General features: G+C 50.3%; 24 protein-coding genes. 16 read left to right on the top strand and 8 right to left on the bottom strand.

Annotation, left to right across the window (positions count from 1 at the left end; all coding sequences use genetic code 11):
• The first annotated feature begins 137 nt into the window (after nucleotides 1-137).
• The 6 genes from RHD99_RS17360 (at nucleotide 138) to rcsC (ending at nucleotide 6,515) form a co-directional block, all read left to right on the top strand.
• Nucleotides 138-1,067 (top strand): fimbrial protein, encoded by a 930-nt coding sequence (locus tag RHD99_RS17360; RefSeq protein ID WP_309875523.1) that lies wholly within the window; start codon nucleotides 138-140, stop codon nucleotides 1,065-1,067.
• 71 nt (nucleotides 1,068-1,138) lie between these two features.
• Complete coding sequence (locus RHD99_RS17355; protein WP_309875521.1) at nucleotides 1,139-1,642, top strand: fimbrial protein; 504 nt, start codon at nucleotides 1,139-1,141, stop codon at nucleotides 1,640-1,642.
• Between the two features lie 66 nt (nucleotides 1,643-1,708).
• Nucleotides 1,709-2,245, top strand: a complete 537-nt coding sequence (locus RHD99_RS17350) for a fimbrial protein (protein WP_309875519.1) — start codon at nucleotides 1,709-1,711, stop codon at nucleotides 2,243-2,245.
• A gap of 28 nt (nucleotides 2,246-2,273) precedes the next feature.
• Entirely contained in the window at nucleotides 2,274-2,786 is a 513-nt protein-coding gene (locus RHD99_RS17345) for a fimbrial protein (RefSeq protein WP_309875517.1), read from the top strand.
• Between the two features lie 99 nt (nucleotides 2,787-2,885).
• Nucleotides 2,886-3,482 carry a helix-turn-helix transcriptional regulator gene (locus RHD99_RS17340; RefSeq protein ID WP_309875516.1) on the top strand — a complete coding sequence of 199 codons (597 nt, stop codon included), beginning with the start codon at nucleotides 2,886-2,888 and terminating at the stop codon, nucleotides 3,480-3,482.
• Between the two features lie 183 nt (nucleotides 3,483-3,665).
• Entirely contained in the window at nucleotides 3,666-6,515 is a 2,850-nt protein-coding gene (gene rcsC, locus RHD99_RS17335) for a two-component system sensor histidine kinase RcsC (protein ID WP_309879196.1), read from the top strand.
• 85 nt (nucleotides 6,516-6,600) lie between these two features.
• Here rcsC and rcsB read toward each other — a convergent pair whose 3' ends face one another.
• From rcsB to RHD99_RS17320, 3 genes are read right to left on the bottom strand one after another with little or no spacing between them, the layout of a single operon-like run.
• Nucleotides 6,601-7,251: a response regulator transcription factor RcsB gene (rcsB, locus tag RHD99_RS17330; RefSeq protein ID WP_183271065.1), complete on the bottom strand. Its 651-nt coding sequence runs from the start codon at nucleotides 7,249-7,251 to the stop codon at nucleotides 6,601-6,603.
• Between the two features lie 16 nt (nucleotides 7,252-7,267).
• Nucleotides 7,268-9,925: a phosphotransferase RcsD gene (gene rcsD / locus RHD99_RS17325; RefSeq protein ID WP_309875512.1), complete on the bottom strand. Its 2,658-nt coding sequence runs from the start codon at nucleotides 9,923-9,925 to the stop codon at nucleotides 7,268-7,270.
• A 2-nt stretch (nucleotides 9,926-9,927) separates the two neighbouring features.
• Nucleotides 9,928-10,086, bottom strand: coding sequence for a hypothetical protein (locus tag RHD99_RS17320; protein ID WP_309875510.1), 159 nt, complete (start codon nucleotides 10,084-10,086; stop codon nucleotides 9,928-9,930).
• A gap of 703 nt (nucleotides 10,087-10,789) precedes the next feature.
• On the opposite strand from RHD99_RS17320, the gene RHD99_RS17315 reads away from it, so the two are divergent.
• The 9 genes from RHD99_RS17315 (at nucleotide 10,790) to modC (ending at nucleotide 20,763) form a co-directional block, all read left to right on the top strand.
• Nucleotides 10,790-11,881 carry a porin OmpC gene (locus tag RHD99_RS17315; RefSeq protein WP_309875508.1) on the top strand — a complete coding sequence of 364 codons (1,092 nt, stop codon included), beginning with the start codon at nucleotides 10,790-10,792 and terminating at the stop codon, nucleotides 11,879-11,881.
• A gap of 139 nt (nucleotides 11,882-12,020) precedes the next feature.
• The gene (gene apbE / locus RHD99_RS17310; protein ID WP_309875506.1) at nucleotides 12,021-13,061 is read left to right on the top strand and encodes an FAD:protein FMN transferase ApbE; all 1,041 of its coding nucleotides are present in this window, start codon (nucleotides 12,021-12,023) and stop codon (nucleotides 13,059-13,061) included.
• Between the two features lie 82 nt (nucleotides 13,062-13,143).
• Nucleotides 13,144-14,214 carry a bifunctional DNA-binding transcriptional regulator/O6-methylguanine-DNA methyltransferase Ada gene (gene ada, locus RHD99_RS17305; protein ID WP_309875504.1) on the top strand — a complete coding sequence of 357 codons (1,071 nt, stop codon included), beginning with the start codon at nucleotides 13,144-13,146 and terminating at the stop codon, nucleotides 14,212-14,214.
• Entirely contained in the window at nucleotides 14,214-14,855 is a 642-nt protein-coding gene (alkB, locus tag RHD99_RS17300) for a DNA oxidative demethylase AlkB (protein ID WP_309875502.1), read from the top strand. Before ada ends, alkB begins: the two co-directional genes overlap by 1 nt.
• An 84-nt stretch (nucleotides 14,856-14,939) precedes the next feature.
• Nucleotides 14,940-16,586 carry a multidrug ABC transporter permease/ATP-binding protein gene (locus tag RHD99_RS17295; RefSeq protein WP_309875500.1) on the top strand — a complete coding sequence of 549 codons (1,647 nt, stop codon included), beginning with the start codon at nucleotides 14,940-14,942 and terminating at the stop codon, nucleotides 16,584-16,586.
• A 97-nt stretch (nucleotides 16,587-16,683) separates the two neighbouring features.
• Complete coding sequence (mgtE, locus tag RHD99_RS17290) at nucleotides 16,684-18,111, top strand: magnesium transporter (protein ID WP_309875497.1); 1,428 nt, start codon at nucleotides 16,684-16,686, stop codon at nucleotides 18,109-18,111.
• Between the two features lie 122 nt (nucleotides 18,112-18,233).
• The gene (modA, locus tag RHD99_RS17285; protein ID WP_309875495.1) at nucleotides 18,234-19,013 is read left to right on the top strand and encodes a molybdate ABC transporter substrate-binding protein; all 780 of its coding nucleotides are present in this window, start codon (nucleotides 18,234-18,236) and stop codon (nucleotides 19,011-19,013) included.
• Nucleotides 19,013-19,705, top strand: a complete 693-nt coding sequence (gene modB / locus RHD99_RS17280; RefSeq protein ID WP_309875493.1) for a molybdate ABC transporter permease subunit — start codon at nucleotides 19,013-19,015, stop codon at nucleotides 19,703-19,705. Before modA ends, modB begins: the two co-directional genes overlap by 1 nt.
• Nucleotides 19,705-20,763 (top strand): molybdenum ABC transporter ATP-binding protein ModC, encoded by a 1,059-nt coding sequence (modC, locus tag RHD99_RS17275; RefSeq protein WP_183271054.1) that lies wholly within the window; start codon nucleotides 19,705-19,707, stop codon nucleotides 20,761-20,763. Before modB ends, modC begins: the two co-directional genes overlap by 1 nt.
• 58 nt (nucleotides 20,764-20,821) lie before the next feature.
• Here the strand turns inward: modC and RHD99_RS17270 are convergent, their stop codons facing one another.
• Nucleotides 20,822-21,640 carry a pyridoxal phosphatase gene (locus RHD99_RS17270; protein ID WP_309875491.1) on the bottom strand — a complete coding sequence of 273 codons (819 nt, stop codon included), beginning with the start codon at nucleotides 21,638-21,640 and terminating at the stop codon, nucleotides 20,822-20,824.
• A 142-nt stretch (nucleotides 21,641-21,782) separates the two neighbouring features.
• Here RHD99_RS17270 and pgl point away from each other — a divergent pair, with 142 nt between their 5' ends.
• Entirely contained in the window at nucleotides 21,783-22,781 is a 999-nt protein-coding gene (gene pgl, locus RHD99_RS17265) for a 6-phosphogluconolactonase (protein WP_309875490.1), read from the top strand.
• A 74-nt stretch (nucleotides 22,782-22,855) separates the two neighbouring features.
• Here pgl and RHD99_RS17260 read toward each other — a convergent pair whose 3' ends face one another.
• The 4 genes from RHD99_RS17260 to bioA all read right to left on the bottom strand — a co-directional run bounded on the left by RHD99_RS17260 (nucleotide 22,856) and on the right by bioA (nucleotide 26,790).
• Nucleotides 22,856-24,148, bottom strand: coding sequence for a putative acyl-CoA thioester hydrolase (locus tag RHD99_RS17260; RefSeq protein WP_309875489.1), 1,293 nt, complete (start codon nucleotides 24,146-24,148; stop codon nucleotides 22,856-22,858).
• Nucleotides 24,149-24,259: 111 nt separating this feature from the next.
• Nucleotides 24,260-24,736: a kinase inhibitor gene (locus tag RHD99_RS17255; RefSeq protein ID WP_183271050.1), complete on the bottom strand. Its 477-nt coding sequence runs from the start codon at nucleotides 24,734-24,736 to the stop codon at nucleotides 24,260-24,262.
• A 15-nt stretch (nucleotides 24,737-24,751) separates the two neighbouring features.
• On the bottom strand, nucleotides 24,752-25,432 hold the full coding sequence (locus RHD99_RS17250; protein ID WP_309875487.1) for a type 1 glutamine amidotransferase domain-containing protein: 681 nt from the start codon (nucleotides 25,430-25,432) through the stop codon (nucleotides 24,752-24,754).
• Nucleotides 25,433-25,500: 68 nt separating this feature from the next.
• Entirely contained in the window at nucleotides 25,501-26,790 is a 1,290-nt protein-coding gene (gene bioA, locus RHD99_RS17245) for an adenosylmethionine--8-amino-7-oxononanoate transaminase (protein ID WP_309875486.1), read from the bottom strand.
• Nucleotides 26,791-26,833 lie beyond the last annotated feature (43 nt).

Genomic DNA, 26,833 nt, shown 5'->3' with positions numbered 1-26,833 from the left:
CGATATGCTCGGAATAATCGACACCAGACAGAACTGCACCATTTATCAGGTATTAAACAATGAAAATACAATCTCGTTTTCATGCATGCTGCATTTTTTTATTTAAGAATATAAAAAAAGCGATCTTTATTATTGGGGTGTCATTATTATTTTCAAATCAGGCTTTAGCTCTGCGCTGTCAGTCCGCCGATAATGGTTCATTCTATTTTACCGAAAATATCGGTTCTATTGCGGTGCCTCAATCTGTGCCCGATGGCACCGTTATCTGGCGTTCTGAAAATAGAACCATGAATGTGACCTGCTGGAAAGACCGGGCGGGAGCGGCTGAAAACGTTTATTTATACCCTAATCCAGACCGTGTGCCATTAGGTGCGGGGATCGAATATGGCATTGTCCTCAATGGTTCAGACATCAATATGTCTGCCATGCAGGTGCCGTTGCCGATTGTGGTTCCCGTTTGTAACTTTACCCCGGATGTTTGCAAGAGTTCTTATCCGACAAACTTTACCTTTAGTTATAACGTGTACATTAAAAAGAAAGGGACCATGAGCGGGAATTATTCCGGTTGGGATTATTTCAGTGTCTTCCAGCTTGATGGTGTGGGTGGGTTGAACGTGGTGGAAAACTTCCGTTATAACAATATAGGCCTGACAGGAATTCGATTCCTGCCCTGTTCGGCTAATCTTTCGGTGACGCCAAGCAGCATTACTTTCGATAGTGTGAACTCGTTTAATGCCGTCGTGGGCCAACCTGCCGCCGCAGATAAAACGTTCACCGCATCGGTAACGAAAGACTGTGCCGCCCCGTTTAAACTGACGGCGCAATATACTTCACCGAGCCCGTTGGCAGACAGCACAGGTTTAAATCTGGGGAATGGGTTGAAGCTGGGATTGGTGAACAATAGCACTGGGCAGCCCGTTGATTTCAGTAACGTGACGGCTTTTGCTGATATGACGTCTGCCATGTCAGCATCAATTCCCTTTACAACCAAGTTAACGTATTTAAATACTACGCCGACGGTGGGTAATTATTCTACGTCAATTACGATTACTGTTTATTACAACTGATCTGCTCATCAGCATATATAGAGAAAAACTTTAACGTCAGGTTATTTATGAAAACCTGCTGGGGATTATTTATGAAAAAAATAGCGATATTATTATGTGGTTTATTGATGAACGCATCTTCGGTGTTTGCGGATTCGTCACGGGTTGATTTTAACGGGACGGTACAGGCTATTCCCTGTGTGGTCGACGGGGCAGCCTCGGTTGACGTAGACCTGGGGGATATTCAGGCGTCAACACTGGATACATTTTATGTATCTCCATATACCAGCTTTCAAATTAAACTAAAAAACTGCCCGGCAATTACCAGCGCAACGGCCACTTTCTCCGGGGCATTTGATCCTGCATATCCGGGAATGTATAAAAATAGCGGCACAGCAACGCGTACCGCAATCCAGGTCGGTAATTCTGATGACAGTCAATTTATTAGTTCTGTGCGCCCATCAATAACAAAGACGGTAGCAGCAGATCACACCGTGGCATTTAATCTGGTCGCGCGGGCATACAGCCCCACAGCCCAGCCATCCATACCTGGCACCATCAGCGCTGTATTACAGGTTGATTTTACTTACCAATAAATTAGGCCACGAATAGTTTTATTACCCATTAAAGATTTACTACCACTATTAAATAAAGGAACCATCATGAATAAAATGACTCTGCTTGCTCTGGCCAATACCTTATTACTGGCTGGCAGCATCCACGCTTCCGTTGCGGCTCCGGTTCAGGTCAATATTACGGGCAACGTGATTGCGTCACCTTGTACTGTTGATACCGCAAACTCCAATCTTAATGTCACCCTGGGAGATATTCCGGCCACGGAACTTGCCACTGCAGGCTCTTATGGCGGCACGGCGCAGACTTTCACGATTGCCCTGAAAGATTGCCCAGCCAGTACGACTAAAACAGTGGCGACCATTTCTGGCACTCCTTACGCCAGTGATACCAACCTGTTTGCAAACACCGGTACGGCCGCAGGCGTAGGGGTAAAAATTAAACCTAATGCCGCTGCGTGGACTGATACATCTGTGAATCCAAACCAGTCAACCTGGACTCAGAACGTGAATTCAACTACCCATGCGGTCAGCTATGTCTTCGACGCACGCTCCTTTACCAGCGTAGGCAGCATTAACCCTGGCACCATTGTCAGCGCAATGCAGGTTGCATTTACCTATCAGTAATGCCTGTTAGCCTGAAAAAGGATATTGCATGAAATGGAGCAGGGTTATCCCGATGCTGGCGCTCATTGCCGTCATTCCCTTTACGACGAATAGTGCCGACCTGAATATCTATGGAAATGTGGTGGTCAGTCCTTGCGTTGTGGATTCCGGGTCGGTTAACCAGGACGTTGATTTTGGTCAACTACTGGGAACTCATCTCAGAACCGCTGGCGCGTCTTCGGAATGGGTGCCTTTTCAGGTAAAACTGATTGGTTGCCCTGTCATGACGACAAAAGTGATTGTCACCTTTGATGGCACGCCATACTCCGACGACCTTTCTTTATATAAAAATGAAGGGTCTGCGCAAAATATTGCTATTGAACTGGCAGATGCCAATAGCCACAGCAGTATTAAAGGTAAGGGGAGCAGTATGACGGTGAATGTCGATTCATCTACTCATAATGCGATTGTGCCTTTGGCCGCACACGTCGTGGCGCAAAATAGTGGCGCTGTGGCCGGTCAGATCAGAAGTACAGTGTTGCTGTCATTTACCTGGCAATAATCGAGTTATTAGGTCCAGATTAAGAGATAGCCTGACAAACCCATAACAAGCTGAAGGGAATGTCAGGCTAATTTTAATTACAGTGCTACAGGTCTGTTGATGCTAAAGATTGTCATAGAAGATAATAATATTTTATTCCGTGCAGGTATGGAGCTATACCTGCGTAATTTTTTTGTTTCTCACAAACAAATGCAAGTGGAGTTTTACGACTTCACTGAGGAGAGCGTTTCGCAAGCAGATATTATTATAAAAAGCTTCGTTGCTGGGGAGACTGCCTTTTGCCAACCCACGTTAAACTATCGAAAGAAAAACAGTTTTATTCTGGGAGTGTATACCGATGCCAACATTCTAAAACAATCAATTCTTCCTTTATGCATTAAGGATATTGCGTATGTCAATCGCAGTGATTCGCTTTGCAAAATAGGAGATATCCTCTTTAAGGGGGTTAACAGAATAAAACAGGAGGTGCCCTTAAGGAATTGCTTTAATTGCAAGTGCGTGAAATTAACCCAAAAGCAGTCAGATCTTATGTCTCTGATCGTGGCTGGGGTGAGCACTCAGCAAATCGCTATTAAATTAGAAATCAGCGAAAAAACTGTTTATGCGCATAAAGCGAATCTGATGGCGAGGCTTGGCATCAAATCAGAATGTCAGTTAGTAAGGCTTTTGAATACGTTAAATAAGCAACACTATTAAAAGAAGGGATGTGATGATCTTACTTCCGGTATCCGGCCACGATCCGTAAGGTCATTGACGCATAAGCGGCTTACCGCCAGTGAAAAGCTTGTGCTGGATGATGCTTCGCCCGTTGCGGGCTGCGATTTTTGCGGCTACCTTAACGGCATCCAAAGTTTTGCAATTTCCCGGACCTGGCTCAATTTGAAATATCTTGTCTCCTTTCGCACCACACTCAAAGTCTCCCGCTACCTGTTCCGGGCTCTGGCTTTATTGCTTTGGCTGTTGATTGCACTCTTTTCCGTGTTCTATATCGTGAATGCGTTACACGACAAAGAGTCAGAAATCCGTCAGGAATTTAATATCAGCTTCGACCAGGCGCAGCGTTACATTCAGCGTACGTCTGATGTGGTGAAAGAGCTCAAGTACATTGCAGAAAATCGTCTTACCGCGACCAATGGCGTATTGCCGGTTATGGATAATGACGACAACAAAATTGACCCACCCAGCTTCATGCCTTTGTTCCCGGATTCTGACTGCTCCGCCGTCAGCGCTTCGTGGCGCTCCTCGCTGCAATCTCTGGCGTGGTTCTTACGTTACTGGCGGGATAATTTCTCGGCAGCTTACGACCTCAACCGCGTCTTTTTGATTGGTGGCGATAACCTGTGCATGGCGGATTTCGGCCTGCGTGAAATGCCTCTTGAGCGCGAAAAAGCGCTGAAAAACTTGCATGAACGCATCATGAAATATCGCACCGCACCGCAGGATGAACACAGCAACAGCATCTACTGGATTGGCCCAGGCACTCGCCCGGGCGTCGGATACTTCTATACGCTGACGCCTGTTTATTTGGCTAACCGCCTGCAGGCACTGTTGGGTGTTGAGCAAACCATCCGCATGGAAAACTTCCTTTCACCAGGTTCCATGCCGATTGGCGTCACTATTCTTGATGAAAATAGTCGCCCGCTTATCACACTTAACGGCCCGGAAATGCGTATTCAGCCTGAAGAAAAATGGCTTCAGGAACGCTCATGGTTTGGCTATACATCGGGCTTTAAGCACTTCATTCTCAAGAAAAACTTACCGCCTTCTTCAATGAGCGTGGTGTATTCAGTCCCTGTGGATATGGTGCTTGAGCGCATCCGCATGCTGATCCTGAATGCGGTGTTGCTGAATATTCTTGTTGGGGCTGTGCTGTTTACCCTGGCGCGGATGTATGAAAAACGGGTGTTTATTCCCGCAGAAAATGACGCGCTGCGCCTGGAAGAACACGAGCAGTTCAACCGTAAAATAGTCGCTTCCGCTCCTGTCGGGATCTGCATTCTTCGTACTCAGGACGGGACTAACATCCTGAGTAACGAACTGGCGCACAATTATCTCAACATGTTGACGCACGAAGACCGTCAGCGGTTAACGCAAATTATTTGTGGTCAGCAGGTTAACTTTGTTGATGTGTTAACCAGCAGCCATACCAACCTGCAGATAAGCTTTGTCCACTCCCGTTATCGCAATGAAAACGTCGCGATTTGTGTGCTGGTAGATGTCAGTGCGCGCGTCAAAATGGAAGAATCGCTACAGGAAATGGCGCAAGCCTCGGAGCAGGCGAGCCAGTCAAAATCAATGTTCCTCGCAACGGTCAGCCATGAATTGCGTACGCCGTTGTACGGCATCATCGGTAACCTGGATTTATTGCAAACCAAAGAGTTGCCGAAAGGTGTCGATCGCCTCGTGACGGCGATGAGCAACTCTTCGAGCCTGTTGCTGAAAATCATCAGCGACATTCTCGACTTTTCAAAAATCGAGTCAGAACAGTTAAAAATAGAGCCGCGAGTCTTCTCACCGCGTGAAGTGATGAGTCATATAACTGCCAACTATTTACCGCTGGTGGTGCGCAAACAGCTGGGACTGTACTGTTTTATCGAACCGGATGTACCGTTGACGCTGCAAGGTGACCCGATGCGCTTGCAGCAAGTGATTTCCAACTTGCTGAGTAACGCCATTAAATTCACAGATATTGGCTGCATTGTTCTGCATGTCAGCGTGGAAGGGGATTACCTCTCGTTACGCGTGCGCGACACGGGCGTGGGCATTCCGGCCAAAGAAGTCACGAAGTTATTTGATCCCTTCTTCCAGGCAGGTACGGGCGTACAGCACAATTTCCAGGGAACCGGCCTCGGCCTGGCTATCTGTGAAAAGCTTATCAGCATGATGGATGGCGATATTTCTGTTGATACCGAAGTGGGAATGGGGAGCCAGTTTACGATTCGCATTCCTTTATACAGTGCGAGTTACGCTGAGCCTGTGCAGGTTGAAGGGTTGGTGAATAAGCGATGCTGGCTGGCGGTACGGAATGCTTCGCTGAGTAAATTCCTCGAGTCGATACTGATAAGAAACCACTTTGAAGTACGGCAGTATCAGGGCCAAACGCCTGATAGCGACGATATATTAATTACTGATGACGAACTGGAAAATGCCTGGGAAGGGCGAGCCGCGATTATTTTCTGCCGTCGCCATATCGGTATTCCTATTGAAGCCTCCCCGGGTTGCTGGCTTCACAGCCTTGCCGCGCCTCATGATTTGCTGCTGCTATTGGGGCGGATTTTCAGCGTTACGGTTAACCTGCCGGGTGTTAATACGGATGCACCGACGCCTTCGGGTAACAATGAACGTAACGATGACATGATGATCCTCGTCGTCGATGATCATCCTATCAACCGACGTTTGCTGGCAGATCAGCTGGGATCATTGGGTTATCAGTGTAAAACGGCGAATGATGGCGTGGATGCGCTCAATGTACTGAGTAAAAATCACATTGATATTGTACTCAGCGACGTCAACATGCCGAATATGGATGGTTATCGTCTGACACAGCGTATCCGTCAGCTCGGTTTGACGCTGCCAGTCGTGGGCGTGACAGCCAATGCGCTGGCCGAAGAGAAACAACGTTGTCTTGAGTCTGGAATGGATAGCTGCCTGTCGAAGCCGGTGACGCTGGACATCCTCAAAACGACAGTCGAGCTTTATGCGGCAAGGGTTCGTGAGCATCGAGATTAGAAACCCTACAGCTAAATCATTCGAGTTGCAGGACTAAAACGCCAGGGGCATTTTAGTCCTGCAACTTGAAGTCTGAAGGGGAGAGTTACTCTTTGTCGGCTGGAGACAAGCTGACTGAAGAAAGGTAGTTCAGTAGGGCGATATCATTTTCCACACCCAGTTTCATCATTGCTGATTTTTTCTGGCTACTGATCGTTTTGATGCTGCGATTCAATTTGCGAGCGATTTCGGTCACCAGGAAACCTTCTGCGAACAGACGCAAAACTTCACTCTCTTTTGGAGACAAACGTTTGTCTCCATATCCACCCGCACTGATTTTTTCCAGCAGGCGAGACACGCTTTCTGGTGTAAATTTTTTGCCTTTCTGCAATGCGGCCAGTGCTTTTGGTAAGTCAGTTGGCGCGCCTTGCTTCAGCACAATCCCTTCGATATCAAGTTCTAATACCGCGCTTAAAATAGCAGGGTTGTTGTTCATCGTCAGAACGATGATCGACAGGCTAGGGAAATGACGCTTGATGTATTTGATAAGCGTGATGCCGTCGCCGTACTTGTCGCCAGGCATTGAGAGATCGGTTATCAAAACATGAGCATCAAGTTTTGGAAGGTTATTGATAAGCGCTGTGGAATCTTCAAACTCACCGACAACATTCACCCACTCGATCTGCTCGAGAGATTTACGAATGCCGAACAGGACAATCGGATGGTCGTCGGCAATAATTACGTTCATACTGTTCATGTAATAGGCTACCTTGCTACAGCAAACTCTTGACGTAAGCGTCAATATCGCTGGTGTATTTTTGTATGTTGGCAGCATCACTTTCACGAATGTGATGCTCTAACGTTTCACATAACTGCTTGCCGGGTACCAGGTTGAGCATTGCAAACACCCCTTTCAGGCGGTGAGCTGTCTGCGCTAACGCCACGAAATCGTGCGCTGCAGATTCAGTATACAATCTCCTAACATCTTCCGGTACTGTGTCAACAAACAGCGCGTAATAACCGCTGGCATGAAGCTGCGCATTTTCATCGCCGCCTAGCGGTGACTCAGAAATTCCTTCCTGCGCCAATTGTTCTTCTATCAGTTGTAGCACCGCATCCTGCATTGCATTGCTGATATTAAAATTAACCCGGAACTGACCTGGGCCGAGTTTACGCATTCCGTTCTCATCATCGCTTAAAAGTAATCCCGAAGATGTAAGATTAGACGGATTATCTGTCAGGAAGATATCAAACTCTTGACTTGCCAGTCTTTCATCTGGGGTGATGCACCGGGCTCCCCAGTTTTCCAGCAGACGCGTGACGATACTTCGCACTTCATTTGAGGTGATATCAATCATCGCCACCACGTCATCAAGCAATTTCTCTTCTTGCTCTTCAGGCTGCGGTTCAGCGGTCATTTTAATATGCAGATTGTAGCGAGTCCCAATGTCCTCACGGGTTTTGATATTCAAATGCCCGCCCATTTTGCGAGACAGTTGATCGCACAAATAGAAGGTTAATCCGTTGGCTCGCCCGTAACGATCTTCATGCGTTTCGTTCAGGAACGGGAAGTGGAGATTATCGACTTCACCGCTACTAATCCCTTCGCCAGTATCCAGAATACGGAATAACAACCGATCAGGGCTGGATTCTTCCTCGCTGATATCGAGGGTGATTTTGCCAATTTGCGTCGTGATCACGGAATAGTGCAGTAGCAATTGTAGCACTTTACGCAGCGCTTCCCGGTCGCCGTGGCGTTCTTCATCCGCAGCCAGCTGGTTGTTGATAAGCAGTTGTAAGCCTTTGCGCTTGATTATCGGCAGCATTTCCAGCGCGACTTCATCAATCAATGGCTGAATAGCAAATTGCGTCGCATTGGTTTTCCATGTGTCGGACTCAAGCATATTGAGCAACTGAATCTCATCCACCAAACGCACAATTTTTTGCGCTTCATTGGCTATGCCACGCGCTTCTGGCGTATTGAGCGCGCTGACTTGTTCGGCAATGTTCTTCACCGGCAGCTGTAGCGCTTCGCCAATATGCTGCATGAACGTAATCCGCCCCTGCTGATTTTTCTCATACAGGCGTTGAGCTTGTTTGAGCTTTTTATTGACCAGGATTTCACGGTCTTGATCGCGAATGACAAAAATCTGCGTGCGCGGGGCAATCTGGCTACGGAACTGGCGTATTTCATACAGTTCGTTATTGATCGTCGCCTGAATGACCCCCTGATGCTGATCGGCCATCGCAATAATGTTTTGCAAGTTCAGGTGCGGGAGCAGATGGTCGGCAATTTTATTGCTGATAACAGTACGGTTTGAATCCAGATCATGCACCAACAACCCCAGTGGCAGCTGCGCGACTATCTCTTCATTTAATGCGCGTAAGATTTGCAATTCGGCATTGCCACTCGGCACTTCGGCAGGACGTGCCGTATGTTGGCGGAAATTGGTGAAACCGAACAGCGCCAGGGCCAGCAGACCGAGATTGAGCAACAGCGGGAATAAAATGTTCTGCAAGGTGTCCATCAGCAAAGTGCCGAGGGACACTTGCCACACCAGGCGCAGATTCGTGGTGGCAAGAGGGGAGGTGATATCAATTTTTGTACCATTAAAATTAATGGTCACGCTTTCCGGGCCATCTTTCTCTGCGCTGTTAATCTGCTTTTGCGCATCGTTATTTTCCAGACGGAAACTTTCCAGCGGCATCGTGGGCGGAATCAAATCATTAATCGGTAAATCAAACGCCACAACAGTGGCCAGATGGCCTGGCTGGTTAAAGGTGGTGCGCAGCGTAAAGTAGTGGCCGTTCTGCCAGGCCAGCGTACGCAGCAGAGAAAAACTTTCTCGTTCATCCAGTGCGTTTGCCTGTTGGAGCATCTCAGCGCGGCGGGAATCAACGATGGTGCTGACGCCACTGTCTTTAAGGCTGCTGGAGAGATCTTTTAGTGGCAACGTTGAGACCAGAATCATGCTGTTATCCTGGCCGTTTAAATAGTACATCGACCACGGGCTGGTTTCGGCACCCCATAACGTATCGAGGTAAGTCGAAATACGTTGGGTGGTATCCAGGGTAGAACTGTCGTGGGAGCCAAAAATCAGGGCTTCAGTTTTACTGCGTGGCTTATCTAAATAGTAAACATCCTGGCGCAGACGGGTTTCTTGTAGCCCATCACTGGCCGGAGAGGTGGAAACAGCAATATTGTCGTAAATCTGCCAGGTCGCGTAACGGTATACATCAACCCTTTTATGCAGCGCATGAGTGATATCGACAATCTGATAACTTTTATCTTTCAGCCAGGTGTTGACGGCGCTTTGTACCATGACGCCCATAGCGACCAGTAGCACGAGGATCAATAGCAGGAAGAAGCGCGTGATATTGCCGGGGATTAGCGAAAATTTATTAGGGATCATACTGTCTGACTGACTCATTGTTAGCGCGCAACCCGGCGAACATTCGCCACTTTAAAATATCCACTGCTCTGCCAGGCCAGCAGGCAGGCGTTGAAAGCGGTTAGCAAGAGAACCAACGCGCCCTTGGTAAGAATACCTGCAACCAGCGTTGGCGTCATCGTCTGTGTGTTAAAACTCAACGAGTATAATTCGAAATTGCCACATTTCCAGGCTGTTGATAATTCGCCAAAATAGCGGCGTTAAATGGAGGATATTTTAGGCAGAGAGTCGGGTTATTTTTGTACAAGGAAATGCTGGCTGTACAACTGTTTTTTCTGGAATGATTGGGTGTCGGGTTTGTCTTTTTAGGAAAATTCCCGTTTTGACAGTAGGATTTCATGACAGAAAATTGAGCGTTTTCTTAATAGTCATTACTTTTTTGCGTGGATAGCACAGAATGTTTAAAGTTACGTAAAGAAGCGTAAAAAAAACCGGATGCAAGCATCCGGTCCAAAATAGGGGTAAAACAGACATTCAAAGCTGAATGACGGTAATAAATAAAGTTAATGATGATAGCGAGATATATTTTATATATAAATCAGAGCTATGTTTTAACATTCAGTGCTACAGTTATAAACATTGGCTACTTGTTTGATTTATATATAAATTATATTTTTTTTGATTATTAGTGCTTACGTTATAGTCTTTTTGTGCTGAAAAAAGTTCCCTCAAATTTACATTTTGAAACACCTATATGGATAAATGAAACATCTCTATGGTTTTAGTATCATATTCGGGTTGGATTAATCTGTATTTGTTTTGGACAATGGGTTCGCCGACTGATTAGTAATTTAATCAGTAAGCAGTGGCATATAAAAAGGCATATAACAGAGGGTTAATAACATGAAAGTTAAAGCACTGTCCCTCCTGGTTCCAGCATTGCTGGTAGCAGGCACCGCTCATGCGGCCGAAATTTACAACAAAGACGGCAACAAATTAGATCTGTACGGTAAAGTAGATGGCTTACATTACTTTTCTGACGACAAAGGCGCTGACGGTGACCAGTCTTACTTCCGTGTCGGCATCAAAGGCGAAACTCAGATTAATGACCAACTGACCGGTTACGGCCAGTGGGAATACAACGTTCAAGCAAACAACGTTGAAGGTAGCAGCGATCAAGCGTGGACTCGTCTTGCGTTTGCTGGTGTTCGCTTTGCTGATTACGGTTCATTCGATTACGGTCGTAACTACGGCGTAGTTTACGATGTAACTTCATGGACTGACGTTCTGCCAGAATTTGGCGGCGACACCTACGGTTCTGATAACTTCCTGCAATCCCGTGCTAACGGCGTTGCGACTTACCGTAACACCGACTTCTTCGGTCTGGTTGATGGCCTGAACTTTGCTCTGCAATATCAAGGCAAAAACGGCAGCGTTTCTGGCGAAGGTTCTACTCAGAACGGCCGTAACGCTCTGAAACAGAACGGTGATGGCTTCGGCGGTTCCGTAACTTATGATCTGGGCGAAGGTTTCAGCCTGGGTTCAGCAATCTCTAGCTCCAAGCGTACTACTGACCAGAACAACATGGCTGTAGGTGAAGGCGATCGCGCTGAAACTTACACCGGTGGTCTGAAATATGACGCTAACAACATCTACCTGGCAACTCAGTACACCCAGACTTACAACGCAACTCGCGCGGGTGACCTGGGCTTTGCTAACAAAGCACAGAACTTCGAAGTTGTAGCTCAATATCAATTCGATTTCGGTCTGCGTCCATCCATTGCTTACCTGCAGTCTAAAGGTAAGGACCTGGAAGGTTACGGCGACCAGGATCTGGTTAAATATGTTGATGTTGGCGCGACTTACTACTTCAACAAAAACATGTCCACCTATGTTGATTACAAAATCAACCTGCTGGACGAAAACAACTTCACCCGCAACGCTGGCATCGGTACTGATGACATCGTAGGTGTTGGTCTGGTTTACCAGTTCTAATTTCTGCTCTCGCAGTATTAGCAATAAAAGGCGCCTTAGGGCGCCTTTTTTACGTCTGTACTCTCAACAAACATGCACTTTTAACCAAATTCTAAGCCAGTTGGTGTACCCTTTTGCGCTCAAACAGGAGAGAGAAACAATGGATTTACGTTTATTACGCTATGGCCTGTTTGCCATAGTCGTTGGCGCTTTGGCTGGCTGTGATAACCCAACAGCGAAAGGCAATTCCGGCATGGTGCTGGAAGGCAAAACCATGGGCACATACTGGCGTGCAAGCGTCGCGGGCGTAGATAATGCCCGGCAGACAGAGTTACGTGAAAAAATTCAGGCGCAGTTAGACGGCGACGATCGCCTGATGTCGACATATAAAACGGACTCCGCATTATCGCGTTTCAACCAATCCCGTTCGACTGAGCCTTACGCGGTTGATGAAGCGATGAGCGATATTGTGACCATGGCTTTGCGCATTGGCGCAAAAACAGAAGGCGCGATGGACATTACCGTTGGGCCGTTGGTCAACCTGTGGGGATTTGGCCCGGATAAACAGCCCGTCAAAACCCCCACTCAGGCGCAAATTGATGCCGCGAAAGCGTTAACTGGCTTACATCATTTGACGGTGATTAATCAGTCGGGGAAACAATGGCTACAGAAGGATCTCCCTGGTTTGTATGTTGATCTCTCTACCGTCGGTGAAGGTTACGCCGCCGATCATCTGGCTCGTTTAATGGAACAAAACGGCATCAGCCGCTATTTAGTTTCCGTTGGCGGGGCCGTTGTGACGCGTGGCACTAATGCAGAAGGCAAAGCCTGGCGCGTGGCGATTCAAAAACCGACCGATCGTGAAAACGCGGTGCAGGCGGTGGTGGATCTCAACGGTCACGGTATCAGCACATCCGGAAGTTATCGCAATTACTACGAGCTTGATGGCAAACGCCTTTCGCACGTGATCGATCCGCAAACCGGGCAACCCATTCAACACAAATTAGTTTCCGCGACCGTGATTGCGCCGACCGCTTTGGAAGCTGATGGCTGGGATACGGGCTTGATGGTCCTTGGCACGGAAAAAGCCAAACAGGTCGCGCAGAAAGAGGGGCTGGCGGTTTATCTGATCACCAAAGAAGGCGACAGCTTTACCACATGGATGTCGCCACAGTTCAAAACTTTTCTGCTAACCGAGTAGAATTAGAAAGCAAGATTGCGGGTTTTTCGCCATGCGTAAGCTGTCAATATTCGGCCATGACAGCAAAATACAGGAGCCAGTCATGAACGCGTTTTTTGACAAAGCCAACGATGAAAGCCGCTGGCAGGCTGTGGAAACCCGCGATAATCGCGCTGATGGGCAGTTTGTGTTTGCGGTGAAAACCACCGGGATCTGCTGCCGCCCATCTTGTCGCGCACGCCATCCCTTGCGCAAAAATGTTCTGTTCTTCGACAATGTTGCAGCGGCAGTGGGGGCCGGTTTTCGCCCATGCAAACGCTGCCAGCCTGACAAACAAACGGCCGAACAACAGCGTATCGCTCGCATCACTCAAGCCTGCCGAATCTTAGAAAGCCGCAGTGAGCCGATGGTTCTTGCAGAACTCGCAGCGCTTGTGGCGATGAGCCCGTTTCATTTTCACCGGCTTTTTAAACAGGTCACTGGGCTAACGCCCCACACCTGGCAAAAAGCGCTGCGTGCAAAACGGCTGCGTGAACAACTCGCGCAGGGCGAACCCGTCACGCGTGCGGTTTTCGATGCCGGTTATCAATCGGGCAGCAACTATTACCAGCAAGCGGATAAGGTATTAGGGATGACGGCGAAACAATACCGGCAGGGCGGTGAACGCACCGTGATTCAATTTGTGGTGGGGTCTTGTCGGCTGGGTGAATGCCTGGTCGCCCAGAGCGAACGCGGGATATGCGCCATACTATTAGGCAACGACGGTCAGACGCTGGTTAATGAGCTGGAAAGTTTGTTTCCGCATTCCGCATTAGTGGCTGGCGACGAGCTTTTTTCTCAGCGTGTGGCGAGGGTTGTGAGTGTGCTTGAACACCCAAACCAGCCATTTTCTCTGCCGCTCGATATTCAGGGAACCGCGTTCCAGCAGCTAGTGTGGCAAGCGTTGCGCGAAATCCCTGTCGGGCAAACCGCCAGCTATCGCGATATTGCGCAGCGTATCGGCAAACCGCAGGCTGTTCGTGCCGTCGCGGGGGCTTGTGCCGCAAACAAACTGGCGGTGATTATCCCCTGTCACCGGGTGGTGCGTAACGACGGCGCAATTTCGGGCTACCGTTGGGGCGTTGAACGTAAGCGCCAACTGCTTGAGATTGAAGCCGAACAGCAGGAGGAGTGATGCTCGATTTATTTGCCGACGAAGCGCCCTGGCAGGAGCCACTGGCAGAAGGTGCGGTGATCCTGCGCCGGTTTGCCTGTGCTGACGCACAGGCATTGATCGCGCAAATATCGGCGCTCGCCGCAATCTCACCTTTTCGTCAGATGGTCACCCCCGGCGGCTATACGATGTCGGTGGCGATGACTAACTGCGGTGAGGTTGGCTGGACAACCGATACACACGGTTATCTCTACTCGCCGATTGATCCATTAACGTCGCAACCCTGGCCTGCAATGCCGGATCTTTTCAGGGCGTTGTCTGATACCGCATCAGCGGCGGCGGGCTATAACGGGTTTAGCCCCGATGCCTGCCTCATCAACCGATATGCACCGGGCGCGAAATTGTCACTACACCAGGACAAAGACGAACTCAATCTGCAACAGCCGATTGTCTCTGTATCACTCGGAGTGCCGGCAGTGTTTCAGTTTGGTGGCCTTAAACGCAACGACCCACTGAAAAGAGTTATGCTTGAGCACGGTGATGTGGTGGTGTGGGGCGGGGCATCGCGCCTGTTTTACCACGGTATTTTGTCCCTCAAACCCGCTGATCATCCTGCTACCGGCGAGTATCGTTTCAACCTTACATTCCGTTGTACAAGCTAAAGCGAATATTAATAAGAATTATTCTTGCTGTTGATGGCGAGCCGTTTAAACTGCTCGCTGTTTTCGTTTTACAGGTCTTGAGTGATGGAACTTTTGCGTGTGGTTTACCGGCAGTATCGCTGGCCTTTCTTGATGGTGATGGCACTCAGTCTGCTCAGCGCGGCGTTAGGTATCGGGTTAATCGCCTTTATCAATCTGCGACTGATTGAAACGCCGGATATTTCTCTATCGGTATTACCCGAATTTCTTGGCCTGTTACTGCTGCTCATGGCGGTGACACTCGGCTCACAGTGGGCGCTGACCACACTCGGCCACCACTTTGTCTACCGTCTGCGTAGTGAGTTTATTAAACGCCTGATGGACACGCGTGTCGAGCGAATCGAAAAGCTCGGCAGCGCTGCACTGTTAGCCGGTCTAACCAGCGATGTCCGCAATATTACGATTGCATTTGTGCGTTTACCTGAACTGGTACAAGGCATTATTTTGACCCTGGGTTCAGCGGCCTATCTGGCGTGGCTGTCACCGAAAATGCTCGGCGTGACGGCACTTTGGGTCGCAGTCACCATTTATGGCGGCTATGTGCTGGTGGCGCGAGTATACAAACACCTCGCGCAACTGCGTGAAATTGAAGACCAGTTGTACAACGATTATCAGACCGTCATTGAAGGCCGCAAAGAATTGGCGTTAAACCGCGAACGTGCAGAGCGTGTCTACGAAGATACTTATATTCCCCACGCCAATGACTACCGTCGCCATATTATTCGCGCTGATACCTACCATTTGAGCGCGGTAAACTGGTCGAATATCATGATGCTCGGCGCCATCGGCCTGGTATTCTGGATGGCCAACAGCCTCGGTTGGTCTGATACCAATGTCGCGGCCACCTTTTCCCTGACGTTGCTGTTCCTGCGTACGCCGATGCTGTCCGCGATTGGCGCTCTGCCCACGTTGCTGACCGCGCAAGTGGCATTCAATAAACTGAATAAATTCCATCTTGCGCCATATAAGGCTGAATTCCCGCGAAGCCGTGAACCGGCTCGCTGGCAAACGCTTGAGATGCGTGATGTGGTGTTCCAGTATGCGGATAACACCTTCTCCGTTGGGCCGTTGAATCTCAACATTGAACGTGGCGAATTGCTGTTCCTGATTGGTGGAAACGGCAGCGGTAAATCGACGCTGGCGATGTTGCTGACCGGGCTTTACCAGCCGGTATCCGGTGCAATCTATCTGGATGGCAAAAAGATTGATGCCAGCAATCAGGATGACTATCGCAAGCTGTTTTCTGCGGTGTTTACCGACGTTTGGCTGTTTGACCGCCTGCTGGGGCCGCAAGGTGCGCAAGCTAATCCAGAATTAGTGTCGAGTTGGCTTGAACGCCTGAAAATGAGCGAAAAACTTGAACTGGAAAACGGCACAATCCTGAATCTGAAGCTCTCAAAAGGGCAGCGCAAACGAGTGGCGTTGCTGCTGGCGCTGGCTGAAGAGCGCGACATCATTTTGCTTGATGAATGGGCCGCCGACCAGGACCCGCATTTCCGTCGCGAGTTTTATCAGGTGCTGTTACCGCTGATGCAGCAAATGGGCAAAACCATTTTTGCCATCAGCCATGACGATCACTATTTTGTGCATGCCGATCGGTTGCTGGAAATGCGCCAGGGACAGTTGAGTGAATTAACGGGACATGAACGCGAACATGCCTCGCGCGATGCGGTCGCCCGAACGGAAAACTAATCTCCATCATGTAAACCAGCCTTAATCGGCTGGTTTTTTGTTTTCTGTGCCACGAAGCGCTATAACTTAGCGGGTCGCAATTAGGGAAAATGGCCAGATGTCTGTCACTCAAAAGTACAGCACTAAACAGCGTGCGCAAGACCGAGCGCGAATCCTCCAGATTCTGTTAACCAATAAAGCGGTTGCCACCGGTATTCTCGGTAAACTCCCGCAGCCCGATGCCCATACTCCAGAGCAAGATATCGCCGAAATCGTGGCGCTGGTGGCCAGACTGCCCGCGGGCGATCTGGCCGACGTATTAGAAGCACTCCCCTCCGAAGAGCGTCATGCATTGTGGAGCCTGGTCAAAGAGGACCAGCGTGGCAAAGTATTGATTGAAGCCTCGGAAACCGTCTGGGACGACTTGATTGAAGGCATGAGCGATAAAGCTTTGCTTAAGATTATTCGCCCGCTGGATATCGACGACCAAATCTACCTTGCACAATATCTGCCTCGCGATTTGATGGGGCGCTTGCTGGCAACCCTGCCGCAAGAAGAGCGCGCTCGCGTCAGGCAAGTGCTGCACTACGAAAAACACAGTGTCGGCGCGATCATGGATTTCGAAGTGATCACCGTGCGAGCCGATGTCACGCTGGCGGTAGTGCAACGTTTTCTGCGCTTACGCGGTAAAGTGCCGCAAAACACCGATAAAGTTTTTGTTACCACGCGCGATAAAACGCTGCTCGGGGAGTTGGGACTCACCACCATTTTGCTGCACGCACCGCAAACGTTGGTGCTAAACGTGATGGACGATAACCCCACCTGTTTTGCCCCCGAAGACCACGATGAAGCCGCAGCGCGAACATTTGAGCGCGACGACTTAATCAGTGCGGCGGTTATCGACAGTAGCGGCAAACTGATTGGCCGCCTGACCATCGATGAAATCGTCGATGTGGTTTATGAAGAAACCGATAACGATTTGCGCCGGATGGGTGGCTTGAGCGCCGAAGAAGACGTGTTTGCCCCGGTCAGCAAAGCGGTTAAAGCGCGTTGGGCCTGGCTTGCCCTTAATTTGTGCACCGCATTTGTCGCCTCGCGCGTTATCGGCTTGTTTGAACATACGATTTCACAACTGGTGGCTTTAGCTTCGCTCATGCCGATTGTCGCGGGCATCGGCGGTAACACCGGAAACCAAACCATCACCATGATTGTGCGAGCGCTGGCGCTGCAACATATTCAGCCTGGGAACTTCTCTTTCCTGGTACTGCGCGAATTGGGCGTGGCGTTAATTAACGGCATCATCTGGGGCGGCGTAATGGGGTGCGTCACCTGGTTACTTTACGATGACCTCGCTTTAGGGGGCGTCATGACGCTGGCGATGGTGCTCAATTTGCTCGTGGCATCGCTGATGGGCGTGTTGATCCCAATGATCATGACGCGCATGGGCAAAGACCCGGCGGTCGGCTCGAGCGTGATGATCACCGCCATCACGGACACCGGAGGCTTCTTTATATTCCTCGGCCTCGCGACCCTCTTCTTGCTGTAATTACCGCCGCTTGAACGACCTCGGCGGGTAAACTTTCCGTTCGCCTTGCCGATAAGTTCTGTAAATTCCGTCTTAGCACCGTTATATTATGTCGTACATAACGAAACTCAATGGAGTAACACATGGCTAAGCAGTGGGTACGTCTGGCATTCGGCGCGGTATTGAGCGCTACTCTGGCAGGGCAAGCCTTCGCCGATAACAGCAAAATTACGGTATTTGCTGCGGCATCGTTAACCAATGCAATGCAGGATATTGCGACGCAATATCAGAAAGGCAAAACCGTTGAAATCGCCTCTTCATTTGCTTCATCTTCCACGCTTGCGCGTCAAATTGAAGCGGGTGCCCCGGCCGACTTATTTATATCTGCGGACCAGAAATGGATGGATTACGCGGTGAGCAAAGACGCGATTAAAAACGATTCTCGTGAAACACTGCTCGGCAACAGCCTGGTGGTTGTCGCTCCGAAATCCAGTAAAATCGGTGATATTACGATTAACGCTAAAACTGACTGGGCTTCATTGCTGAAAGGCGGCCGTCTGGCGGTGGGTGACCCTGATCACGTTCCGGCAGGTATTTACGCTAAAGAAGCGCTGCAAAAATTAGGCGTGTGGGATACGCTATCGCCAAAACTTGCTCCGGCAGAAGATGTACGTGGCGCGTTGGCGCTGGTGGAACGTGATGAAGCGCCGCTTGGTATTGTGTATGGCTCTGATGCGGTCGCAAGCAAAGGCGTGAAAGTTGTCGGGACTTTCCCTGAGGATTCTCATAAGAAAGTGGAATACCCGATTGCCATTGTGAAAGGCCACGACACCCCAACCGTGAGTGCCTTTTACACGTATCTGAAAGGACCGGAAGCGGCAGCTATCTTCCAACGTTACGGATTTACGACAATAGCAAAATAATGATATTAACCGATCCCGAATGGCAGGCAGTACTGCTGAGCCTGAAAGTCTCTACCCTTGCGGTGCTGTTTAGCCTTCCTTTTGGGATCTTCTTTGCCTGGGTGCTGGTGCGTTGTCGCTTCCCGGGCAAAGCTTTACTCGACAGTATTATCCATCTTCCGTTAGTGCTCCCACCTGTTGTTGTCGGTTACTTATTGCTGATTGCGATGGGGCGGCGGGGCGTGATTGGAGCCTGGATTTACGACGTCTTCGGTATCACGTTCGCCTTTAGTTGGCGCGGCGCGGTGCTTGCGGCGGCGGTGATGTCCTTCCCGCTGATGGTGCGAGCGATTCGCCTGGCACTCGAAAGTGTGGATATGAAACTTGAACAGGCAGCTCGCACGCTCGGCGCGGGACGTTGGCGGGTGTTTTGCACTATTACGTTACCCTTGACCTTGCCGGGCATTATTGCCGGAACCGTGCTGGCATTTGCTCGCTCGCTGGGCGAGTTTGGCGCCACCATCACCTTCGTTTCCAATATTCCTGGTGAAACACGCACCATTCCTTCTGCAATGTATACGCTGATTCAAACCCCTGGTGGCGAAAATGCGGCGGCGCGTTTGTGCGTGATTTCAATTGTTCTGGCGCTGGCGTCATTGCTGGTTGCGGAATGGCTTGCACGACAGAGCCGTAAGCGGATAGGGGTAGTCTGATGCTGGAGCTCAATTTCGTTCAGACGCTGGGTGAGCATCGTCTTGAGATAAATGAAACCTTACCGGGGCAGGGAATTACCGCTATTTTTGGCGTTTCAGGCGCGGGTAAAACTTCGTTGATTAACGCGATCAGTGGTCTGACTCATCCACAGCAAGGCCGCATTGTCCTTAATGGCCGCGTGCTGAGTGATGCAGAAAATAAGCGTTTTTTGACGCCGGAAAAACGTCGCATTGGTTATGTATTCCAGGATGCGCGCCTGTTCCCACATTACCGTGTGCGGGGAAACCTGAAATATGGCATGCCGAGAAGTGCTGCCGGGCAGTTCGATAAACTGGTGGCATTACTGGGGATTGAACCGCTTCTGGACCGATTTCCGTGGAGTTTGTCCGGTGGCGAAAAACAGCGTGTGGCGATTGGCCGCGCGTTGTTAACCTCGCCTGAATTGCTGCTGCTCGATGAGCCACTGGCCTCGCTGGATATCCCACGTAAACGCGAACTGTTGCCCTATCTGCAACGCCTGGCGCGGGAAATCAATATCCCGATGCTGTATGTCAGCCACTCGCTGGAAGAGATCCTGCATTTGGCGGATAAAGTTCTGGTGCTTGATGCTGGCGCAGTAAAAGCCTTTGGTCATCTTGAAGAGGTGTGGGGCAGCAGCGTGATGCACCCGTGGTTGCCCAAAGAGCAGCAAAGTAGCGTGTTAAAAGTGACTGTGCTGGAACACCATCCGCATTACGCGATGACCGCTCTGGCGCTTGGCGACCAGCATCTGTGGGTCAATAAACTGGATAAACCGTTACAGTCCGCGTTACGCATTCGCATTCAGGCATCGGACGTTTCGTTGGTTCTCCAGCCACCGGTCAATAGCAGTATTCGTAACGTGTTGCGGGCGAAAGTTGCCCAATGTTACGACGATGAAGGGCAGGTGGAAGTCCAGTTGGAGGTGGGTTCAAGGACGTTGTGGGCGCGGATTAGCCCGTGGGCAAGGGACGAGCTAATGATAAAACCGGGTCAGTGGCTGTATGCGCAAATCAAAAGCGTCTCGATTACCGCCTGATATACGCTAATCCAACCTACGGTCTGTAGGAAGGATTAGCCAGGCGGCATCTACCGCTTTACAGCAGATGCTTATAAATCGTCTCAGCAATACCGGTTTCCAGGTTGGTTCCAATCACCAAATCGGCACGCGCTTTAATCGCCTCATCGGCATTCCCCATCGCGACACCCAACCCTGCGCTTTCGAGCATACTCAAGTCGTTAAAGTTATCGCCAAAGGCAATGACCTGACTCATTGATAAGCCCTGAGATTCAACCCATTGCGCTAATCGATTACCTTTGCTGTTGCCGCGTTGTGCCACATCGACCTGATCATGCCATGACCACTCGCAAGACAAGCCAAGCTCATGTTCCACCACCTCGGCGAAGTTCTGCAATTTCACCGTATCTTCATCAGTCAGCGCAAATTTCCAGATTGCGTCCACTTCATGCGCGGCTTCGCGCAGAGAAGTCACATGGCGGAACACCGGGCGCTGCGCTTCTGGTAAGGATTTTGCCCAATTTTCAGTACGCAAAACATGACCTGTTGCTTCCTGATACAGCATGGCATCATCGACATACATCAGCCCATGAACGTTGTGGGTATCAAGCAAATCAATCAACTGATTAGCTTGCTGAGGTTGTAATGGATCAGACGAAAGTACCTTTTTTGCATGATAATCATACAAATAGGTCCCATTACAGCAAATTGCAGGTGTATCCAGGTTCAGTGCCTGATAAAAAGGATGGATGGCAACATGATGACGGCCTGTCACAATGACAACTTTCACACCAGCGTCACGTGCGCGCTGTAATGCTGTCAGTGATTCAGGAAGAATAGTTTTTTGCGGCGTGAGTAGCGTGCCGTCGAGATCAAGGGCGATTACGCGAAAAGTCATTTAGGGTTCCAGTCAAATTCAGAATCATAAGGCCTGTGCCGATGTTACACCGCTTGCAGCGTTGTTCAAAATCCCAACACGAAGCAGCAATTGGCACTACCCTTGTGACTATTACTCAAGACGTTGGGAGGAGAGAGATTCCATGAAACAAACAGTCTATACCGCTAGCCCGGAAAGCCAGCAAATCCACGTTTGGCAACTTAACTCCAGCGGCGAGTTAACTCTGGTGCAGGTGGTGGATGTTGCAGGTCAGGTTCAGCCGATGGTTATCAGCCCCGACAAACGTTATCTGTACGTGGGTGTGCGCCCTGAATTTCGCGTCATTGCTTACCGCATTGCGCCGGACGACGGCATGCTCACCGAAGCGGGTGTAACGGCGATCCCTGGCAGCCCAACGCACATTTCGACCGACCATCAAGGCCGCTTCCTGTTCAGCGCGTCTTACAATGCGGGCAGCGTCAGTGTGGTGAGCCTGAGCAACGATGGTTTACCTGGTGAAGTGGTTGAAGTGGTGGAAGGTTTAGAAGGTTGCCACTCTGCCAATATTTCCCCGGACAATCGCACCTTGTGGGTTCCGGCGTTGAAACAAGATCGCATCTGCCAGTTCACGCTGTCTGACGACGGTCATCTGGTCGCACAAACTCCGGCGGAAGTGACCACCGTTGAAGGGGCTGGCCCACGCCATATGGTGTTCCACCCGAATCAGCAATACGGTTACTGCGTTAACGAATTGAACGGTTCTGTCGACGTGTGGGAACTGAAGAATGCTTACGGAAAAATTGAATGCGTGCAAACGCTCGATATGATGCCTTCTGGCTTCTCTGACACCCGTTGGGCCGCAGATATTCACATCACTCCTGATGGTCGTCACCTGTATACCTGCGACCGTACTGCCAGCATCATCACGGTATTCAGCGTCTCTGAAGATGGCAGTGTCCTGGCCGTCGAAGGCTATCAGCCGACCGAAACGCAGCCACGCGGCTTTAACGTTGATCACTCAGGTAAATATTTGATTGCCGCGGGTCAAAAGTCTCACCATATCGCGGTGTATCAAATCACCGGTGAGCAAGGTTTACTGGAAGAGAAAGGCCGTTATGCCGTTGGGCAGGGGCCTATGTGGGTGGTCGTTAACGCACACTAATACCCGTCATACTTCAAGTTGCATAAAAAACCTCGCTGCGGCGAGGTTTTTTGTTTTAAGCAAAGCGCGGATGTTTACTCAGCAACGACCTGGCTACCTACGCCACGGTTGTTGAATTCCCACATGCGGTTTGCGTTAGCATCATTCAAATCGCGCTGGATTGCGTCTTTCTCGCCCTTCGTTCCGGTGTTGCCGGTGAACGGACGTTTAGAGCTGGCGGCATCACCCCACGGTTTCGCGATATTGAAACCTTCGTTAATCACGCTATCACGGATAACCACCTGGCCGTTTGAAGTCTGGCCTGCGGTATAACCATTTTCAGTCGCTTCAACATCCCAGGCGCGACCCAACTGCGCGTCACCCGCTGCGGTAAAGCGGCTGTTAATCGCAAGGAAACCGTAATAAATATTTGGCAGCGTAGCCGGAGCAAACACAGAACCCTCTTTAGTACGGCTGTTTACCAGACGGAAATCGGTATTCTCAAACACCACCGCACCGCGGCCTGCAACCACATCCACATCACCTTCAATGTAGCTGTTGGTGACAAATGTGCGTGGCTGACGGTCATTCAACAGGCGGTTTTGAACATCGCTGTTGGTCACAAAGAAGGTGTTCTGACGACCTAACAGGTGAACATTGTTCAGCTGGACTTTATCGCCATCGGTACGCAATGCGACGGCCTGATGGTTACCGGCATCAACGCTGTCACCCAGCGTGTTAGCGATGGTCAGGTTTTGCAACTGCAAGCCATTGTTCTGTGACCACACAGCAGCAGAGCACATAATACCTACGGTCGCGCTACGCTTGCTCTGGCAGCTATCAAACATGTACCACGCTGGTTTACCCGGCATATATTTGCCTGCGGGGTTAACCGCGCGACGCCAGGTGTTTACGTCGATTTCAGAGTCCAGCGGCATGGTGATTTTTACATCGCTGGCATTGTCGGTCGTGCCATACAGCGTCACGCTGCCAGAGCCTGCCGGAATATAAACAGTGCCGACATATTCGCCTGGCTGAATCGCGATGTACTGACGGGTATTGCTGTGTTTCATAATGGCGGCATCAACGGCGGCCTGAATAGAGGTGTGCGTCACACCTGCGCCACCCGCTGTACCCACGACAAAATCAGGCTGCTGAGGAATGCGAATAGACGACGGTGCCCATGGCGCTTCATCTTTATTCTTTGATGAGAAGTAGCGCGCCTGAACAAAGTTCTGAGCTTCATCGGAAGATAAAATCGGACGAGATTGAGTGCCTGGCGCCGCTTGAGTAGAAGGGCGTTCATCTGGCGATGTAGAACTACAGGCAGAAAGCGCCACAGCAAAAGCGAGCACGGCTGCCCGGCGAGAAACAGAGAATGTGTTCAAGGGTTGCTCCTTGCAGTGCAAGTTTAAAAGGGGATCTTAAAGCCTGCTTTTTTATACTAAGTTGAGCGAAACGGGAAGCCGATTATGCAAATCGGCTTCGTAAAGATAGGATTAATTGAACATAGCGGTAATAGAGGCGCTGCCTAACGCGTGGAAATGGACGTTAAAACCGACCATTGCGCCAGAAGCGGTGTCACCGACATCCAACGTTTCAACGTCCAGAGCGTAAACGGTGAAAATGTAGCGGTGTGATTCCCCTTTTGGTGGTGCCGCGCCGCCGTAACCGGGTTTGCCAAAATCGGTCCAGGTTTCTCTTGCTGGTTCAGGTAATTGAGCAAGCCCTGAGCCAGCTCCTTGCGGCAAAACACGGGTGTCGGCGGGAAGATTGATCACCACCCAATGCCACCAGCCCGAACCCGTTGGTGCGTCAGGATCGTAACTGGTCACGACAAAACTTTTCGTTCCCGCCGGGACATCGTCCCATGCTAAATGCGGGGAAATATTATCGCCATCGTATCCCATGCCATTAAATACCTGGCGCCAGGGAAGTTTATCCCCTTCTTTGAAATCCTGGCTTATCAGTTTCATAGCCGCTCCTGAGGGTTAGAGATTCAGTAACTTCAACAATTCTTCGGCGGCAATGGCTGATGACGCTGGGTTTTGACCGGTCACCAGATGCCCGTCAACGACTGCATACTCGCCCCAATCATCAGTGCGCTCAAACAACCCACCGGCTTTTTTCAGTTCATCTTCCACCAAAAATGGCACGATTGCCGTCAGGCCAACGCCATCTTCTTCACTGTTGGTAAAACCCGTCACCCGTTTACCTTTGACCAGCGGTGAGCCATCCGGTTTTATCACATTGCGCAAAACCCCTGGCGCATGGCATACCGCGCCAACGGGTTTCCCTGCGGCCCAAAATTGCTCAATCAGGGTTATTGAGTGTTTATCGTCTGCCAAATCCCACAACGGCCCATGGCCGCCGGGATAAAACACCGCATCAAAATCTTCAGCGCTGACGCTGTCGAGTTTTACGGTATTGGCTAACCGTTGTTGTGCGTCGGAATCATGACGGAAACGACGGGTATCATCAGTTTGCGCATCTGGCGCATCGCTTTTGGGATCAAGCGGCGGCTGCCCACCTTTTGGTGAGGCGAGGGTGATTTTCAGACCTGCATCGCGAAAGACATAATAGGGCGCGGCAAACTCCTCAAGCCAAAAGCCTGTGGGTTTGCCGGTATTACCCAGTTGATCGTGCGAGGTTAAAACCATGAGGACCTTCATCTGATTCTCCCTTAAGGGCGTGAAACGATCCTCGAAGTGTAGTGCATCCGCGAGTGGCTTGCTGGTGCTCAGCTTTTGAAAAATGCAGGATTTTCCACCGCATTTGCCACGGCTTTAATCAGTTTTGCCAGTTGCTCATGCGCGATGACGTACGGCGGCATCAGGTAAATCAGGCGCCCGAAAGGACGGATCCACACACCCTGATCGACAAAGAACGCCTGAAGTGCCGCCATGTCCACCGGATGGTGTGTTTCCACGACGCCAATCGCGCCAAGCACGCGGATATCCGCCACTTGTGCGCAATCCTGCAACGGTTTCAGCCCCGCCAACAACTGCTCCTCTAGTGCATTCACTTGCTGCTGCCACTCGCCTGATTCAAGTATCGCGAGGCTTTCGCTCGCCACCGCGCAGGCTAACGGATTGCCCATAAACGTTGGGCCATGCATAAAGCATCCGGCTTCACCATTGCTGATGGTGTCTGCCACCAGGCGCGTGGTCAATGTGGCGGAGAGTGTCATGGTACCGCCGGTCAGCGCTTTACCAAGACATAAAATATCCGGTGAAATGCCCGCATGTTCGCAGGCAAACAGCTTGCCAGTGCGACCAAAGCCGGTTGCTATCTCATCGGCAATCAGCAAAATCCCTTCGCGGTCGCACATGCGACGAATGCGCCTGAGCCATTCAGGATGATAAAAACGCATTCCGCCGGCACCCTGAACGATCGGCTCAAGGATTACGGCCGCGATTTCATGACGATGTGCGGCCATTAAACGTGCGAATGGCACAATGTCCATCTCATCCCACTCGTCGTCAAAGCGGCAGTTTGGTGCAGGTGCAAACAGATGCTCAGGGAGATATCCCTGCCACAAGCTGTGCATCGAATTATCGGGATCGCAAACCGACATTGCGCCAAAGGTATCGCCGTGATAACCGTGGCGGAAGGTGAGAAACCGCTGGCGGGGCTCGCCTTTGGCATGCCAGTACTGCAATGCCATTTTCATCGCCACTTCAACGGCAACAGAGCCGGAGTCGGCAAGGAAAACGCATTCAAGATTTTCCGGCGTCATGGCGACCAGTTTGCGGCACAGCGCAACGGCAGGCGGATGTGTGATACCGCCAAACATCACATGCGACATCTGCTCAATCTGATCTTTCATCGCTTGATTCAGGCGCGGGTGATTGTAGCCATGGATCGCCGCCCACCAGGATGACATCCCATCAACAAGGGCTTTACCATCAGCAAGTTGCAGTTCGCAGCCCGTTGCCGCCACCACCGGATAAACCGGTAACGGTTGGGTCATGGAAGTGTACGGGTGCCAGATATGTTGTTGGTCGAACGCTAAATCAGCAGGGGTCATAGGGTGACTTGTAAACCATTTAAAAAAGATTTAGGTTTACAAG

Source organism: Buttiauxella selenatireducens (assembly GCF_031432975.1).
In the GTDB taxonomy this organism is placed as follows: Bacteria; Pseudomonadota; Gammaproteobacteria; order Enterobacterales; family Enterobacteriaceae; genus Buttiauxella; species Buttiauxella selenatireducens.
Note: the sequence above shows the minus strand (reverse complement) of the source record. Positions and strands in the feature narration are given on the sequence as shown.